16 protein-coding genes are annotated in these 16,243 nt (G+C 72.7%); 6 read left to right on the forward strand and 10 right to left on the reverse strand.

Annotation, left to right across the window (positions count from 1 at the left end; translation table 11 throughout):
- Positions 1–14: 14 nt before the first annotated feature.
- The 5 genes from ABD976_RS12085 to ABD976_RS12105 are packed head-to-tail and all read right to left on the reverse strand — an operon-like array spanning position 15 to position 5,604.
- On the reverse strand, positions 15–1,331 hold the full coding sequence (locus tag ABD976_RS12085) for a cysteine desulfurase (RefSeq protein ID WP_345361994.1): 1,317 nt from the start codon (positions 1,329–1,331) through the stop codon (positions 15–17).
- Positions 1,328–2,101: a Fe-S cluster assembly ATPase SufC gene (gene sufC / locus ABD976_RS12090; protein WP_345361997.1), complete on the reverse strand. Its 774-nt coding sequence runs from the start codon at positions 2,099–2,101 to the stop codon at positions 1,328–1,330. The genes ABD976_RS12085 and sufC overlap by 4 nt, the downstream gene beginning before the upstream one ends.
- 53 nt (positions 2,102–2,154) lie before the next feature.
- Entirely contained in the window at positions 2,155–3,333 is a 1,179-nt protein-coding gene (gene sufD, locus ABD976_RS12095) for a Fe-S cluster assembly protein SufD (RefSeq protein ID WP_345362000.1), read from the reverse strand.
- 1 nt (position 3,334) lies between these two features.
- Positions 3,335–4,786 (reverse strand): Fe-S cluster assembly protein SufB, encoded by a 1,452-nt coding sequence (gene sufB, locus ABD976_RS12100; RefSeq protein ID WP_345362003.1) that lies wholly within the window; start codon positions 4,784–4,786, stop codon positions 3,335–3,337.
- Positions 4,783–5,604, reverse strand: a complete 822-nt coding sequence (locus tag ABD976_RS12105) for a helix-turn-helix transcriptional regulator (protein ID WP_369774591.1) — start codon at positions 5,602–5,604, stop codon at positions 4,783–4,785. Before ABD976_RS12105 ends, sufB begins: the two co-directional genes overlap by 4 nt.
- Positions 5,605–5,691: 87 nt before the next feature.
- Between ABD976_RS12105 and mptB the strand changes: the two genes are divergently transcribed.
- The 5 genes from mptB to ABD976_RS12130 all read left to right on the forward strand — a co-directional run bounded on the left by mptB (position 5,692) and on the right by ABD976_RS12130 (position 10,992).
- Entirely contained in the window at positions 5,692–7,275 is a 1,584-nt protein-coding gene (gene mptB, locus ABD976_RS12110; RefSeq protein WP_345362006.1) for a polyprenol phosphomannose-dependent alpha 1,6 mannosyltransferase MptB, read from the forward strand.
- An 11-nt stretch (positions 7,276–7,286) separates the two neighbouring features.
- Positions 7,287–8,222, forward strand: a complete 936-nt coding sequence (locus tag ABD976_RS12115) for an ABC transporter ATP-binding protein (RefSeq protein ID WP_345362009.1) — start codon at positions 7,287–7,289, stop codon at positions 8,220–8,222.
- Positions 8,219–9,025 (forward strand): ABC transporter permease, encoded by an 807-nt coding sequence (locus ABD976_RS12120; protein WP_369774590.1) that lies wholly within the window; start codon positions 8,219–8,221, stop codon positions 9,023–9,025. Before ABD976_RS12115 ends, ABD976_RS12120 begins: the two co-directional genes overlap by 4 nt.
- Positions 9,026–9,104: 79 nt before the next feature.
- On the forward strand, positions 9,105–9,953 hold the full coding sequence (locus ABD976_RS12125; protein WP_345362012.1) for an SCO6745 family protein: 849 nt from the start codon (positions 9,105–9,107) through the stop codon (positions 9,951–9,953).
- A gap of 82 nt (positions 9,954–10,035) precedes the next feature.
- Complete coding sequence (locus ABD976_RS12130; protein ID WP_345362015.1) at positions 10,036–10,992, forward strand: COX15/CtaA family protein; 957 nt, start codon at positions 10,036–10,038, stop codon at positions 10,990–10,992.
- Between the two features lie 306 nt (positions 10,993–11,298).
- On the opposite strand, the gene ABD976_RS12135 is transcribed toward ABD976_RS12130, so the two are convergent.
- From ABD976_RS12135 to ABD976_RS12145, 3 genes are read right to left on the reverse strand one after another with little or no spacing between them, the layout of a single operon-like run.
- The gene (locus ABD976_RS12135; RefSeq protein ID WP_345362018.1) at positions 11,299–11,793 is read right to left on the reverse strand and encodes a GbsR/MarR family transcriptional regulator; all 495 of its coding nucleotides are present in this window, start codon (positions 11,791–11,793) and stop codon (positions 11,299–11,301) included.
- A gap of 43 nt (positions 11,794–11,836) precedes the next feature.
- Entirely contained in the window at positions 11,837–12,727 is an 891-nt protein-coding gene (locus ABD976_RS12140) for an ATP-grasp domain-containing protein (RefSeq protein ID WP_345362021.1), read from the reverse strand.
- A complete protein-coding gene (locus ABD976_RS12145) occupies positions 12,724–13,041 on the reverse strand; it encodes a hypothetical protein (RefSeq protein WP_345362024.1) in 318 nt (105 codons plus the stop codon). Before ABD976_RS12145 ends, ABD976_RS12140 begins: the two co-directional genes overlap by 4 nt.
- Before the next feature lie 115 nt (positions 13,042–13,156).
- Between ABD976_RS12145 and ABD976_RS12150 the strand changes: the two genes are divergently transcribed.
- Positions 13,157–14,125 carry a quinone oxidoreductase family protein gene (locus ABD976_RS12150; RefSeq protein ID WP_345362027.1) on the forward strand — a complete coding sequence of 323 codons (969 nt, stop codon included), beginning with the start codon at positions 13,157–13,159 and terminating at the stop codon, positions 14,123–14,125.
- Between the two features lie 37 nt (positions 14,126–14,162).
- Here the strand turns inward: ABD976_RS12150 and ABD976_RS12155 are convergent, their stop codons facing one another.
- Both ABD976_RS12155 and ABD976_RS12160 read right to left on the reverse strand, forming a co-directional pair.
- Positions 14,163–15,095: a hypothetical protein gene (locus ABD976_RS12155; protein WP_345362030.1), complete on the reverse strand. Its 933-nt coding sequence runs from the start codon at positions 15,093–15,095 to the stop codon at positions 14,163–14,165.
- Positions 15,096–15,259: 164 nt separating this feature from the next.
- Positions 15,260–16,186, reverse strand: coding sequence for a heme o synthase (locus tag ABD976_RS12160; RefSeq protein WP_345362033.1), 927 nt, complete (start codon positions 16,184–16,186; stop codon positions 15,260–15,262).
- Between the last annotated feature and the right edge of the window lie 57 nt (positions 16,187–16,243).

A 16,243-nucleotide genomic window follows, 5' to 3' on the forward strand; every position in this document is an offset into this window, starting at 1 on the left:
CCGGCCGTCCCCGGTCAAGCCACTCCGAAGAAGCGCTGCGCCGCGCGCACCGCATCCGCCAACGCCTTGACCTCGTCGAGTTCGTTGTAGACGTAGAACGACGCGCGAACGGTGGCCGGAACCCCCATCCGCCGGTGCAGCGGCCACGCGCAGTGGTGCCCGACGCGCACCTCGACGCCCTGGTCGTCGAGCACCTGACCGGCGTCGTGCGGGTGGACCCCGTCGATCACGAAGGACACCGCGCCACCCCGGTCGGCGACCTCGGTCGGCCCGACGATCCGGACCCCCTCGATCGCGGTGAGCTCGCGCAGCGCCAGCTCGGTGAGGGCCTGCTCGTGCTCGGCGACCCGGTCCATGCCCAGCGCCGCGAGGTAGTCGACGGCCGCGCCCAGGCCCACGGCCTGCGACGTCATCGGCACCCCGGCCTCGAAGCGCTGCGGCGGAGCGGCGAACGTGGACCGCTCCATGTGCACCATCTCGATCATCGAACCGCCGGTGATGAACGGGGGCATCGCGGCCAGCAGCTCACCGCGGCCGTAGAGCACCCCGACCCCGGACGGGCCGAGCATCTTGTGGCCGGAGAACACCGCGAAGTCCACGCCGAGCCCGGGCAGGTCGATCGGCCCGTGCGGCACCGACTGGCAGGCGTCCAGCACCACCAGCGCACCGACCTGGTGCGCCCGGGTCACGATCGCCTCGGTGGGGTTGATCGTGCCCAGCACGTTGGACTGGTGGGTGAACGCCACCACCTTGGTCCGCTCGGTGATGACGCCGTCCACGTCGGACAGGTCGAGCCGACCGTCGTCGGTGACGCCGAACCAGCGCAGCGTGGCGCCGGTCCGCTCGCACACCTGCTGCCACGGCACCAGGTTGGCGTGGTGCTCCATCTCGGTCACCACGACCTCGTCGCCCGGCCCGAGGCGGAAGCGCTCCGCCTCGGGACCGGACGTCGCGGCGTTGCTCATCGCGTAGGCGACCAGGTTGACGCCCTCGGTGGCGTTCTTGGTGAACACCAGGTCCTCGGGCGGCGCCCCGACGAAGTCCGCGATCCGCTGCCGGGCCCCTTCGTAGGCGTCCGTGGCCTCCTCGGCGAGCTGGTGCGCACCGCGGTGCACGGCCGCGTTGGAACGCTCCAGGAAGGAGCGCTCCGCGTCGAGCACCTGGCGGGGCCGCTGCGAGGTCGCCCCGGAATCCAGGTAGACCAGCGGGCGCCCCTCCCGGATCGTGCGATCCAGGATCGGGAAGTCCGCCCGGATCGCGGCGACGTCCAGCGGAGTGGTCGCGCCTGCTGCGGAGCTCGCACCCGCGGTGCGAGGAGGCTGGACGGTCATGACTGGGCTGCGGCCTCCTTCTTGCCGGTGAAGCGCACGTACCCGTTGGCCTCCAGCTCGTCGGCCAGCTCCGGGCCGCCGGACTCCACGACCTTGCCCTCGGAGAACACGTGCACGTGGTCGGGCTTGATGTGGTTCAGGATGCGGGTGTAGTGCGTGATCAGCAGCACGCCCTTGTCGCCCTTGCCGGTGTAGCGGTTGACGCCCTCGGACACCACCCGCAGCGCGTCGACGTCCAGACCGGAGTCGGTCTCGTCGAGGATCGCGAAGCCCGGGTCCAGCAGGTCGAGCTGCAGGATCTCGTGCCGCTTCTTCTCACCGCCGGAGAAGCCCTCGTTGACGCTGCGCTCGGCGAACGACGGGTCGATGTCGAGGTCGGTCATCGACTTCTTGACCTCCTTGACCCAGTGCCGGATCTGCGGGGCCTCGCCGCGGGTCGCGGTGGCCGCCGAGCGCAGGAAGTTCGACATCGACACGCCCGGCACCTCGACGGGGTACTGCATCGCCAGGAACAGCCCGGCGCGAGCGCGCTCGTCGACGCTCATCTCCAGCACGTCCTCGCCGTCCAGCAGCACCTGACCGGAGTCGATCTGGTACTTCGGGTGCCCGGCGATGGCGTAGGCCAGCGTCGACTTGCCCGAGCCGTTCGGGCCCATGATGGCGTGGATCTCGCCGGAGCGGATCGTGAGGTTCACGCCGTTGAGGATCGGCTTGGCCCCTTCGTCGGTGACGACGGAGCCGTGCAGGTCCTTGATCTCCAGGGTGGCCATTCTTCTTCGTCTCTCCTGGTCTGTGCGAAAGCTTGTGGTTGCCGCGGGAACCCTCAGGCCCCGACCACCGCGAGTTCTTCCTCGATGGCGGCCTCGAGGCGCTCCCGGACCTCCGGCACGGTGATCTTCTGCAGGATCTCGCCGAAGAACCCGCGCACGACCAGACGCCGGGCCTGGTCCTCCGGGATGCCGCGCGACCGCAGGTAGAACAGCTGCTCGTCGTCGAACCTGCCGGTGGCGCTGGCGTGGCCCGCGCCCTCGATCTCGCCGGTCTCGATCTCCAGGTTCGGCACCGAGTCCGCCCGCGCGCCCTCGGTCAGCACCAGGTTGCGGTTGAGCTCGTAGGTGTCGGTGGCCTCCGCGGCGGCCCGGATCAGCACGTCGCCGATCCACACCGCGTGCGCCGAGTCGCCCTGCAGCGCGCCCTTGTAGAGCACGTTGCTGCGGCAGTGCGACACCGAGTGGTCGACCAGCATCCGGTGCTCCAGGTGCTGGCCCGCGTCGGCGAAGTACAGCCCGAGCAGCTCGGCGTCGCCGCCCTTGTCGCCGTAGTTCACGGTGGTGTTGACCCGCACCAGGTCACCGCCGAGGGTGACGGCCAGGTGCCGGAACACCGAGTCGCGGCCGAGGCCCACGTGCTCGGAGCTGACCTGGGTGGCGTCGTCGGCCCAGTCGTGCACCGACACCACCGACAGGCGGGCGGAGTCGGCCACGACGAACTCGACGTTGTCGGCCAGCACGCCGCTGCCCCGGTAGTCCAGGATCACGACCGCCTCGGCGAACTGCTCGGCGCGCACCTGCAGGTGGCCGAAGGCGACCTCGCCCGCACCCGGGCCGTGCACCGTGACGGTGATCGGCTCGGGCCGGGTCTCCTTCGGGATGGTGACGATCGAGGCCTCGGTGAACGAGCTCCAGGCCTGGGCGGCGACCCGGTCGGCGGGCACCCCGCCCTGCCCGATCCGGGAGTCGTCGCGCCCGACCGTCTCCACCTCGGCGCCCTCGACCTCGACCCGGATGCTGCCGGTCGCGGTCGCGGTGCCGTCGTGCAGGCCGCGCAGTCGCTTGGTCGGCGTGAACCGCCAGTCCTCCTCGCGGCCGGAGGGCACCTCGAAGGCCTCCACGTCGTAGGACGTGAAGCGCTCCCCGCGGGAGGACTGCGGGATCACAGCCCCCCCGTGGGAGTGCTCGCCCAGGCCGTGCTGGGTGCCGTCGGTCTTGGTGGTGCTCGTCATCTCAGCCGACGGCCCCTTCCATCTGCAGCTCGATCAGTCGGTTCAGTTCCAGCGCGTACTCCATGGGCAGCTCCCGCGCGATCGGCTCGACGAAGCCGCGCACGATCATCGCCATCGCCTCGTCCTCGGTCAGACCCCGCTGCATCAGGTAGAACAGCTGGTCGTCGCTGACCTTGGAGACGGTGGCCTCGTGGCCCATGTTCACGTCGTCATTGCGGATGTCGACGTACGGGTAGGTGTCGGAGCGGCTGACGGTGTCCACCAGCAGCGCGTCGCACTTGACGTTCGACGACGAGTGGTGCGCCCGCTTGGCGACCTTGACCAGACCCCGGTAGGAGGTGCGGCCCCCGCCCCGGGCGATCGACTTGGAGACGATCGTCGAGGAGGTGTGCGGCGCCATGTGCTCCATCTTGGCGCCGGCGTCCTGGTGCTGGCCCTCGCCGGCGAACGCCACCGAGAGCACCTCGCCCTTGGCGTGCTCGCCCATCAGGAACACCGACGGGTACTTCATGGTGACCTTGGAGCCCAGGTTGCCGTCGACCCACTCCATGGTGGCGCCCTCTTCGGCCTTGGCCCGCTTGGTCACCAGGTTGTACACGTTGTTCGACCAGTTCTGGATGGTCGTGTACCGGCAGCGGCCGCCCTTCTTGACCACGATCTCCACGACCGCCGAGTGCAGCGAGTCGCTGGAGTAGATCGGGGCGGTGCAGCCCTCGACGTAGTGCACGTAGGCGCCCTCGTCGACGACGATCAGCGTCCGCTCGAACTGGCCCATGTTCTCGGTGTTGATCCGGAAGTAGGCCTGCAGCGGGATGTCGACGTGCACGCCCTTCGGCACGTAGATGAAGGAGCCGCCCGACCACACGGAGGTGTTCAGCGCGGAGAACTTGTTGTCACCGGCCGGGATGACCGAGCCGAAGTACTCCTTGAACAGCTCCGGGTGCTCGCGCAGGCCGGTGTCGGTGTCCAGGAACAGGACGCCCTGGGCCTCCAGGTCCTCGCGGATCTGGTGGTAGACCACCTCGGACTCGTACTGGGCGGCGACCCCGGCGACCAGGCGCTGCTTCTCCGCCTCCGGGATGCCCAGCTTGTCGTAGGTGTTCTTGATGTCCTCGGGCAGGTCCTCCCAGGTCTGGGCCTGCTGCTCGGTGGACCGCACGAAGTACTTGATGTTGTCGAAGTCGATGCCCGAGAGGTCGGCGCCCCAGTTCGGCATCGGCTTGCGGTCGAACAGCTTCAGCGCCTTGAGCCGGGCCTCGAGCATCCACTCCGGCTCGTCCTTCTTCGCCGAGATGTCGCGCACGACGCTCTCGTCGAGGCCACGGCGGGCGCTCGCACCCGCGACGTCCGGGTCGGCCCAGCCGTACTCGTAGTTCCCCAGCGTGGCCAGGGTCTCCTCCTGGCTGAGCTGGCCAGAGGTGGTGGGTGTGCGCTGCTCCGCAGCGGCAGTCATACGGACTCCCCTCCATCAGGAATCGGGGCGTGCTCCTGCCGGCCCTTCGGGAGCGGATCGGCAGGGGTCTTGTCGGTCGTCGAGCGGTGGTCACCGCTCCGACGCGCGGACCGGTCGACCGGTACGTGCGTCGTGCAGGCCGCGTCGCCGTTGGCGATCGTGGCCAACCGCTGCACGTGCGTGCCGAGGACCTCGGCGAACGCCGCCGTCTCGGCCTCGCACAACTGCGGGAAATCCGCAGCGACGTGCGCCACCGGGCAGTGGTGCTGGCAGAGCTGCTCGCCGCTCCCGACGCTCCGCGTCGTGGCAGCGTAGCCCTCCCGGGTCAGTGCGTCGGCCAGCACCTCCGCACGTTCGGCCGGTGACCGGACGGTGGCCAGCGCCTCGCGGTGGTCGGCGACCAGGGCCGCCACCCGCTGCTCGGCGAACTCGCGCACCGCCTGCTCCCCGGCATGGTCGGCGATGAACCGCAGCGCGGCCACCGCCAGGTCGTCGTAGCCGTGCCCGAAGCGCGCCCGGCCCACCTCGGTGAGCAGGAACTGCTTGGCGGGCCGGCCCCGACCCCGGCGCCCCCGGGAGGAGGACTCCCGGGCGTACGCCTCGCCCTCGGCCACCAGCGCGTCGAGGTGCCTGCGCACCGCGGTGGGGCTGACCCCCAGCGCGTCGGCGACCGAGGCCGCCGCGATCGGTCCCCGCTCCAGCAGCAACCGGGCCACGGCGTGCCGGGTGCGACCGTCCCCGGAAGCGGACGCGCCGCGCTGGGCCGCGGGGCCCGGCTCGGCCACCACGCCCGGGTTCGGCGTTCCGGCGTTTTTCACAACAGGAATGTTACCTAATTTGGTCGGCCGTGGCCTACCGCGCGGGGCGCCGACGTGACCTGACTCACGCGGTTACGCTTCGGCATCGTGGCGGCAGGCGAGGCAGCCGACGGGTCGGAGCGCACCCGGACGGCCGACGAACACCCAGCGATCAGCGACGGACCGGCGCCCCTGGAGGCGCCCGAACGGCGCCAGCTCGACGTGGTGCGCCGGTTCGGCACCACCGGTTCGCTGGTGCTGGCGGTCGGCGCGATCGGCGCCGGGGCCAACCCGGTGGTCAACCCGATCGCCGGCGCCCGGCTGATCGGCCTGCCCGCGCGCATGCCCACCGTGGCGATGGCCTGCGCCTGGCTCGGCATGATGATGGTCGTCATCGCCTGGCTCTGGCTGGGCAAGCTGTCCTGGCCCGGACGCGAGCGGATGGTCTCGGTCACCCAGCTCGCCCGCACCGTGGTGATGTGGGCGCTGCCGCTGGCCCTGGCGCCCCCGCTGTTCAGCACCGACATGTACAGCTACCTCGCCCAGAGCGAGGTCGCGGCCAGGGGCTTCGACCCCTACACGATCGGCTCGATCCACGCGCTCGGCGCCGAGCACCCGTTCGTCAGCAACGTGCCCAACATCTGGCGGGACACCCCGTCGCCGTACGGGCCGCTGTTCCTCATGCTCGGCCAGGCGCTCTCCCCGATCATCGGCGACAACGTGGTCTTCGGCGTGCTGCTGTGGCGCGTGGTGATGCTGATCGGCCTGGCCGCCGCCGTGTGGGCGATCCCCCGGCTGGCCCGGCGCTGCGGGGTCGAACCGGTCGCCGCGCTGTGGCTCGGCGCCGCCAACCCCATCGTGCTGTTCCACGTGGTCAGCGGGATGCACAACGAGGCCCTGATGGTCGGCATCATGCTCGCCGCGATCGAGCTGGGCCTGCGCTGGCAGACGGTGCCCGGCACCGTGGTCACCGGCGTGCTGCTGACCATCGCGGGGGCGATCAAACCGCCCGGGTTCATCGCGCTGGGCTTCTTCGGGATCTACGTCGTGCTCCGCCGGGGCGGCCGGTTCTCCGACCTGTTCAAGGTCGCGGGGCTGCTCGTCGCCGTGTTCCTCGCCACCATGACGGTGATCACGCTGGCCAGCGGCTGGGGGCTGGGCTGGATCGAGACCTTCGACGTGCCCAACCGGGTCAAGACGTTCATGGCGCCGCTGACCGCGTTCGGGATGACCGGCGGCGGCATCAGCATGCTCCTCGGCCTGGGCAACCACACCGACGCGATGCTGGCCATCACCAAGGTCATCGGCTACGCCATCGTGGCGGTGGTGTGCCTGCGGATGCTCTGGCTGGCCTTCCGGGGCCGGGTCGAACCGCTGGCCGCGATGGGCATCACGTTCCTGGCGCTGGCGCTGGCGGTGCCGGTGCTGTGGCCCTGGTACCTGATGTGGGCGGTGGTGCCGCTGGCGCTGTCGACCAACGACAACCGGTTCCGGATCACCGCGATGGCGATCTGCTCGGCGGTGTCGCTGCTGGTCCCGCCCACCGGCGCGGGCTACGTGCTGCGCGTCTACCAGATCCCGCTGGCGGTGACCGCCGCGCTGATCGCCTTCGCCCTGCTGCTCTGGCTCGTCCGCGGGAAGGTGCCGTGGCCGTGGTCTCCCCGGGGCCGGGTGCGCTCCGCCACGTCATAGGCTTGGACGTCGTGAGCAACGCCGACAGTCCGGCCGTGGAGCTGCGCGGGCTGACCAAGCGCTTCGGCGCGTCGATCGCCGTCGACGGCCTCGACCTGCGCATGGAGCGCGGCAGCGTGCTGGCGCTGCTGGGCCCCAACGGCGCGGGCAAGACCACCACCACCGAGATCTGCGAGGGCTTCCAGAAGCCCGACTCCGGTGCGGTGCGCGTGCTCGGCCTCGACCCGATCGGCCAGTCCGAGCTGCTGCGGCCCCGGATCGGCGTGATGCCGCAGGGCGGCGGGGCCTACCCGGGAGTGCGCGCCGACGAGATGCTGCACCTGGTCGCCACCTGCGCCGCGCACCCGCTGGACCCGGAGTGGCTGCTCGACGTGCTCGGGCTCACCGGGTCCCGCCGCACCCCGTACAAGCGGCTCTCCGGCGGCCAGCAGCAGCGGCTCTCGCTGGCCTGCGCGCTGGTCGGCCGCCCCGAGCTGGTGTTCCTCGACGAGCCCACCGCGGGCCTCGACCCGCAGGCCCGGCGGCTGGTCTGGGAGCTGGTGACCGCGCTGCGCCGGGACGGGGTCGGCGTGCTGCTCACCACGCACCTGATGGACGAGGCCGAGGCGCTGGCCGACCGGGTCGTCATCGTCGACCGGGGCCGGGCCGTGGCCGACGGGACCGCCGCCGAGCTCACCGCCGCCCCCGAAGGCACCCAGGAGCTGAGGTTCCGCTCCCAGCGCGGGCTCCCGCTGGAACTGCTGCGGGCGGCGCTGCCGGAACGCTGCGAGGCCACCGAGCCGCGCCCCGGCGAGTACCTGGTGCGCGGCGCCGTCGACCCGCAGGTGGTGTCCACGGTGACGGCCTTCTGCGCCCAGCACGGCGTGTTCGCCGAGGACCTGCGGGTCGGCCAGCGCAGCCTGGAGGACGTGTTCCTGGAACTGACCGGACGGGAGCTGCGATCGTGAGCGCCGAGACCGAGGCCGCACCGCGCGGCGCGGAGTTCCCGCCGGGCACCTTCCGCCCCGCCCCCGGGCGCGGCCGGCCCGGGCGGATGCTGCTGGCCCAGACCCGGATCGAGGCGCTGCTCATCCTGCGCCACGGCGAGCAGGCGCTGCTGACGCTGATCATCCCGCTGGCGCTGCTGATCGGGCTCAGCGCGCTGGAGATCGGCACGCTGCCGGAACCGCGGGTCGACTCGGTGCTGCCGCGCATCCTCGCGCTGGCGGTGATGTCCACCGCCTTCACCGGCCAGGCGATCGCGCTCGGCTTCGACCGCCGCTACGGGGTGCTCAAGCGGCTGTCGGCCACGGCGCTGCCGCGGTGGACGCTGATCGGCGGCCGGGTGCTGGCCACGCTGCTGGTGGTCGCGCTGCAGGCCGTGCTGCTGTCGGTGGTCGCGCTGCTGCTGGGCTGGTCACCGGACCCGGCCGGGCTGCTGCCCGCCGCCGGGCTGCTGGTGCTGGGCACCCTCGCCTTCGGCGCCGCCGGGGTGCTGGTCGGCGGGGCGCTGCGGGCCGAGATCGTGCTCGCGGTGGCCAACGCGATCTGGTTCGTGCTGCTGCTGGCCGGCGGGCTGGCGCTGCCCCTGGCCGACCTGCCCGGCCCGATCGGCACCGTCGCCGCCTACCTGCCCTCCGGCGCGCTGGCCGAGTCGCTGGCCGCGGCGCTGGGGCACGGCGCGCTGCCGGGACCGCTGCCGGTCGCGGTGCTGCTGGGCTGGGGCGCCCTGGCCGGCGCGATCGCGCTCCGCACCACCCGCCTCACCTGACTCCCCCCGTACCGGTGCCGAGTGAGGGGCACCCTCATTCCGTTCACGAACGGCTTGCTTCACTCCGTAGTGTGGCGACATGACGATGATCGCGCGCCAGGCCAAGGACGCCCTCGAACTCGTGCACGCCATGATCTACTTCGCTCCCGAACCCACCGCCGAGTTCGACGCGCTGGGCCTCGAGCGCGGGTTGATGCAGTACCTCGTCGGCCGGTCGGCGGCGATGGGGCGGGTCGGGCCCGGCGCGGTCACCGCGACCTTCTACAACTTCGCGCCCGGCCCGATCGCCGAGGTCATCCCGCGCGCCTGGAGCATCGCCGCGCCCGAGGACGTGCTCGCCGCACGGCTGCGCGCCGCCGACGTGGCGCTGCGCCGAATGCTCGGCGAGGAAGTCGGGTCCACCGCGGTCGTCGACGCCGCTGACCTGGCCGAGCGGGCCGCGACCGGGTGCTCGCCGGAGGGCAAGCCGCTCTACGCCGCGCACGCCGACCTGGACCGGCCCGCCGAACCCCACCTGCGGCTCTGGCACGCGGTGACGCTGCTGCGCGAGTTCCGGGGCGACGCCCACCTGGCCGCCCTCCAGCGCGCCGGGCTGCCCGGCCTGGACGCGCTGGTGCTGCACAGCGCCACCGGCAGCGGCTTCACCCCGGCCGCCGCCCGCAAGACCCGCGGCTGGACCGAGCAGGAGTGGACCGCGGCCGAGCAGCGGCTGCGGGAGCGCGGCCTGGTCGACCCCGACGGCGGGGTCACCGAGCAGGGCACCGCGCTGCGCGAGGCCGTGGAGAGCGACACCGACGCGATGTCGATGGGCCCCTGGGAGGTGCTGGGCGAGGACGGCACCGAGGTGCTGTGCGCGACGGGCGTGCGGCTGACCAAGCAGCTCCTGGCCGCCGGAGCGGTCCCGCAGGGGCTGTTCGGCCGGGGCTGAGCACCCGGTCCCCGCTGCCGCCGGGGCCGGTGCCGCCGACCCACCGCGCGGCACCGGCCCCGGGCCGACATACCATCGAGGGGTGCCGAAGGCGTCCTCTTCCTCCCGGACCTTCCGATCCACCCCCCGGCTGGTGCGCGTGCTCGCGCTGCTGGTGGTGGTCACCCAGTCGCTGATCTCGGTGACCGGTGCGACGGTCCGGGTGACCGGTTCGGGGCTGGGCTGCCCCACCTGGCCGCAGTGCTTCCCGGGCAGCATGGTGCCCGTCGACCACCACGAGGTGGCGACGCTGCACCAGGTGATCGAGTTCGGCAACCGCCTGCTGACCTTCCTGGTCGGCTTCGTGGCGCTGGCCTGCCTGATCGCGGCGTGGAAGGTGCGTCCGCGACGGCCCCGGCTGATCCGGTTGGCCTGGATCATGCCGCTCGGGGTCGTCGTGCAGGCCGTCATCGGCGGCATGACGGTGCTGGTGGACCTGGCCTGGTGGAGCGTCTCGGTGCACTTCATGGCCTCCGCGGTGCTGATCTGGCTGGCCGCGATGCTCTACAAGGCCGCCGCCGAGGGCGACCAGCCGCCGGTGGACGTGGTGCCCCGCCCGATGCGCAGGCTGCTGGTGGCGCTGACCGCGGTCACCGCCGCGATGCTCGTCGCCGGAACGCTGGTCACCGCCGCCGGTCCGCACGCGGGCGACCCCGAGACGCCGCGGCTGGGACTGCCGGTGCTCACTCTCACCCAGGTCCACGGCCTGCTGGTGATGGCCTACGTGCTGCTGCTCGCGGTGTTCGGGGTGTGGCTGCGCACCGCGCGCCCGACCAAGGCGCTGCTGCGCGCCTACGGCACGGCCTGCGCGGTGGTGCTCGTGCAGGGCGCCATCGGTTCCCTGCAGTACGCGCTGAGCGTCCCCGAGGCGCTGGTGGTGCTGCACGTCCTCGGCTCGACGCTGGTGATCATCGCCACCGCCCTGCTGTGGGCCGAGTCCCGCTACCGAGGCCCGCTACCCACCGAAGACCGGCAAGAAGCAGAACCGATCCCGGCTTGATCGGACCCCGCCCCTGTGGTTGTTGTGCGTGGCGGTGCGGGTGGCGGAACCTCAGCGACCACCGTCAAGCAAGCGGCGAAAGCCGCTTCCAGCCACGCACGCGCGAAACCCGATCATCGTCAGGCAAGCGGCGAAAGCCGCTTCCGTCTTGCCCCACCCTCGCAGCTTGCACCGCCGCGGGTTCTCAGCGGTCTTCTCGCGAGGACGCCCTGACGCTGTGTACGTGGTTGGTACATGAGGAAGGGCGCCCGGAGCGAGAAGGCCGCTGAGGTTCCGCCACCCGCACCCCTACGCAAAGGGAGAGCCTCAAAAACGCAGGCGGGGGCGGCCTTCCCTTTCCCACCTGCGCCACAACTCCGGCATCTCCCCGGCCAGCCAGCGGTAGAACTCGTGCACCGTGCGCAGCCTGCGGGCCCGCTCACCCTGGCCGCTGAACATGCGCAGCCCCTGCTCGGTGAGCTCCTCCAGGCCGGTGACCCGGCGCATCCGCTGCTGCACCAGCTCCGGCCAGCGGTCCTCCTCGACGCGGTAGAGCGCGGCCTCCCGCCCCTGCCGGGTCGTCTTGGACACGATGCCGAGGCGCATCAGCAACCGCACGTTGGTGCTGATCGAACCGGAGCTCGCGCTCAGCGCCAGGGACAGTTCGGCGGCGGTGCGCTCCGGCGGGTCGCAGATCAGCAGGAACGCCAGCACCCGCCCGGCGATCAGCGGCATCCCCTCGCTGGCCTCGAAGTGCGCCGCCATCTGCTCGATCCACTCCGACATCGCCGGGCGATCGGTCCGGTCCAGGTACTCGGTCACGGCGTGCATCCCCCGCTGATCGGTTTCAATGCGCGCTGAAACGCTAAACCACCGCGAAGTCCCTGTCCACAGCGGCGGCGAGTTCGGCGCGCACCGCCGAGGCGAAGCGCTCGGGGGCACCGGGGGCGAGCCGCAGTCCCAGGAACGGCTCGGTCAGCTCCAGCTCCAGCAGCAGCGGGGCGCCGCGCGCCGAGCGCACCAGGTCGACCCGCGCGTAGAGCAGCGCCCGGCGCGGCAGGCCGAGCATCCCGGCGGCGGCGTCGAGCGCCGACTCGGCCAGCGCCCGCCACGGTCCCGGCGCCGGGACCTCGTGCCGCGCGCCGCCGCGGAACTCCGCCGGTTCGGCGGCGGCCAGCGCGGGGCCCTTGGCGAAGGCGTGCGAGTACACCCCGCCGAGGAAGACCAGCGCCACCTCGCCCTCGCGGTCGACCGCCTCCTGGTACGGCTGCACCACGACCGCGCCGCCGTCGCGGCGCAGCTCGGCGAGGTGCGCCGCGGCCTCCGCGAGCCGCCCCGGGCCGAAGCGGGCGGCGCCCCGGGAGCTGGCCCCGACGGCGGGCTTGAGCGCGAACTCGCCGACCGGCCACTCCGGGGGGTCACCGGGTTCGAGCACCTGCGTCGGCACCACGTCGACCCCCCGCGCGGCCAGCTCCGGCAGGTAGTGCTTGCTGGTGTTCCAGCGGACCGCGGCCGCCGGGTTGCGCAGCCCCGGCACCGCGTCGCACCAGGCCAGGAACTCGGCGCGGCGCTCCGGGTAATCCCAGGTGGAGCGCAGCACGACCAGCTCGGCGGCGCCGAAGTCGGTGTCCGGGTCGTCCCACCGGGCCCAGTCGGCGGTGATGCCGAGGGCTGCGAGCGCGTCGACCAGCGGCGCGTCGTCCCGGTGGGCGCTGGGCAGCCCGGCGCAGCTCGCCAGCAGGACGCGGGGCGTCATCGGGCGCGCGGTCCGGCCATCTTCCTGCGGTGCGCCGAACCGATCTTCAGCGCCGCGGTGGTCTCCGCGTCCCAGTCGTGGGCGTCGAGCCCGTCGACCGCTTCGACCAGCGCGGTACCGGTCGCCACGTCGGGCACCAGCACGTCGCCGAACGCGCCGTCCGCACCGACCAGCACGACGCGCGCACCGGCGTTGCCCAGGTGCTCGACCACCGCGCGCGCGGACTCGCCGTGCTCGCGCACGAACGCCTGCGCCGTCGCGATCGCCTTCGCGGTGGGCTCGGGCTGCTTCTCGACCGTCTTGTCCTCCGCCACACCCGGATCGTAGAACAGCCGGGAGGATCTCCGGGCGTGTCCTACGCCTCCCTGTTGCCGGACCACCGGTGGATGCAGTTGAGTTCGGGGGACGACCGTCGACGTGGAGGTGGACATGCGCGCGATCCGGGTGGCGACCAGCGGGGGACCCGAGGTCATGGAGCTCGCCGAGGTCGAGGCACCCGAACCGGCGGCCCGGCAGCTCCTGGTGGAGGTCGCCGCGATCGGGGTGAACTTCATCGACACCTACCAGCGCAGCGGGCTCTACCGCATGTCGCTGCCGTTCACGCCCGGGTCGGAGGGCGCCGGCCGGGTCGTGGCGGTGGGCCCGGAGGTGACCGGGTTCGCGGTCGGCGACCGGGTCGCGTGGGCGATGACCCCGGGCAGCTACGCCGAGCGGGCGCTGGTCCCGCAGGAGTCCGCGGTGCGCGTGCCGGACGCGGTGGACGACCGGACCGCAGCCGCCGCGCTGCTGCAGGGCATGACCGCGCACTACCTGGTCACCTCGACGCACCCGGTGCGCACCGGGGAGACCGCGCTGGTGCACGCCGCGGCCGGCGGCATGGGGCTGCTGCTCACCCAGCTCGTCAAGAGCCTCGGCGGCAACGTGATCGGCACCGTCTCGACCGCCGAGAAGGAGGCGCTGGCCCGGCAGGCCGGGGCCGACGAGGTGGTCCGGTACACCGAGGTCGACGTCGCCGAGGAGGTCCGGGACCTGACCGACGGGCGCGGGGTCGACGTGGTCTACGACGGCGTGGGCGCGAGCACCTTCGACGCGAGCCTGGCCAGCCTGCGCCCGCGCGGGCTGCTGGCGCTCTACGGCGCGGCCAGCGGCCCGGTGCCGCCGGTGGACCCGCAGCGGTTGAACTCGGCGGGCTCGGTGTTCCTGACCCGGCCGAGCCTGGCGCACCACATCCTCACCCGCGAGGAGCTGGAGTGGCGGGCGGGCCAGGTCTTCGAGTGGATCGGCACCGGGGTCCTGGACATCCGGGTCGGCGCGACCTACCCGCTGGCCGAGGCGCGCCGGGCGCACGAGGACCTCGAAGGCCGCCGCACCACCGGCAAGGTGCTGCTGCTGCCCTGACCACGCCCGCGGGACCTGGTCACGCCGTCGGCCCTGATCACTCCGTCGACGGAGTGCGGCGGTGCCTGCGCAGCCCGAACCCGCCGACCAGCAGCAGCACCGCCCCGGCGAGGAGCACGATCAGCGGGGCGCTGAGGCGCCCGCCGGTCCAGTCCCAGACCGCCTCCGGCACCGCCAGGGTCATCCCGACCACTCCCCCGGCGAGCAGCAGCGGCTCGTCCCAGCGCAGGAAGCCCGCCAGCAGCACCACCGCGAGCAGGAAGGTCAGCAGGTACGCCCACGGCGGCTCGGAGACCTGCCACTGCGCGCCGATCAGCGCCAGCACCAGGCCGACGGCCAGCCCGACGCGGCGCGCGGCCAGCAGCCCGCCCAGCGCCAGGCCGGTCCACACCGCGCCGAGGGCGAGCATCGCCGCGCTGTACGGCCAGTCGCCCAGGTCGACCACCCCGGTATGCACCACCGCCGCGCTGAACCCGCCGGCGGCCAGCACACCCGGGGCGGCGGGCAGCGCGGCGTACCCGGCCAGCGCGAGGACGAGTCCGGCCAGCGCCCAGAGCACGTCGTGGGCGTCGTCGGGCAGGCCGGTGCCGACGGCCCACGCCCCGGTCACCGAGGCCAGCGCGAACAGCACCGCCACCACCCGGGCCCGGACCCCGTCCAGCAGCCGCCAGGCGCGCGGGGCGCCGCCGATGAAGCCGCCCGCGGCGGCCAGCGCGGCGGTGGCCAGCGCCAGCACCAGCACCTGCCCGGTGCGGGAGAGCTCGTCCCAGGTGGTGCCGAGCAGCAGCGCCGCTCCGCCGAGCACCAGGACCCCGCCGAGGTAGCCGAAGACCTCCCAGAGGGTGCCGCGCCGTCCGCCGGGCGCGGCACCGCCGAGCTCGGCGGTCACCGCCTCGGCCTGCGCGTCGGTGAGCACGCCCCGATCGACCAGGCCGCGCAGCGCGGTGCGCTGGCGCGCGGTCAGCGTCATGGTCATCACCTCTCGGCGGGAGGTTACCCACCGGGAACCACCGGCTCACCGCCCCGCGGCCGACACCCGAGCCGAACGCCGTCACCCGTTCGAGAGCCAGGTGAGGGGCACCCTTGACCAAGTAACTCGGATAAGGGTGCCCCTCACCTGGCTCAGAAGACGGTTCAGAAGACCGTGGGGAGGCTGAGGGCCGAGTCGACCGCGAGGGCCACGCAGACGATCATCAGGTAGGTGTTCGACATGTGGAACAGCTTCATGGGCTTGCTCGGTTCGCCGCGCTTGGTGGCGACGTGCAACCGGTGCGCCAGCACCAGGAACCAGGCCCCGGCGGCGACCGCGAACGCGGTGTAGAGCCAGCCGGTCGCCGGGACCAGCAGCAGCGTCCACACCACCATCAGCCAGGTGTAGGCCACGATCTGCCGGGACACCACGATCGGCTGGGCCACCACCGGCAGCATCGGGACCCCGGCGCGCTCGTAGTCGTCCTTGTACTTCATCGCCAGCGACCAGGTGTGCGGCGGGGTCCAGAAGAAGACGATCCCGAACATGACCAGCGCGGGCCACTCCACCGTGCCGGTCACCCCGGCCCAGCCGATCACCACCGGCATGCACCCGGCGGCACCGCCCCACACGATGTTCTGCACGGTGCGGCGCTTGAGCACCAGCGTGTAGATCAGGACGTAGAACAGGATGGTCGCCACCGCCAGCACGGCGGCGAGCAGGTTCGTGGTCGCCCACAGCCACCCGAACGAGCCGACGCCCAGCGCGAGCCCGAAGACCAGGGCGTGCCGGTTGGACACGGTGTGCCGGACCAGCGGGCGCGCCCGGGTCCGCTTCATCACCTGGTCGATGTCGGCGTCGGCGACGCAGTTCAGCGCGTTGGCGCTGCCCGCGGCCATGGTGCCGCCGACCAGCACCGCCAGCACCAGCCACGGGGACGGGATGCCCCGCTCGGCCAGCAGCATCGCCGGGATGGCGGTCACCAGCAGCAGCTCGATGACCCGGGGCTTGATCAGGCCGAGGTAGGCCTTGAGCAGCTCACCGGGACGCCGGGCGCGCCGTCCCCGGGGTGCGTCGACGACGGCGGTCACGACGCTGCCCTCACCGGCGGCATGGCACTCCTAGATCCAGTCGACGTCCACGAGCGA

Source organism: Saccharopolyspora cebuensis, assembly GCF_039542665.1.
Lineage (GTDB): Bacteria > Actinomycetota > Actinomycetes > Mycobacteriales > Pseudonocardiaceae > Saccharopolyspora > Saccharopolyspora cebuensis.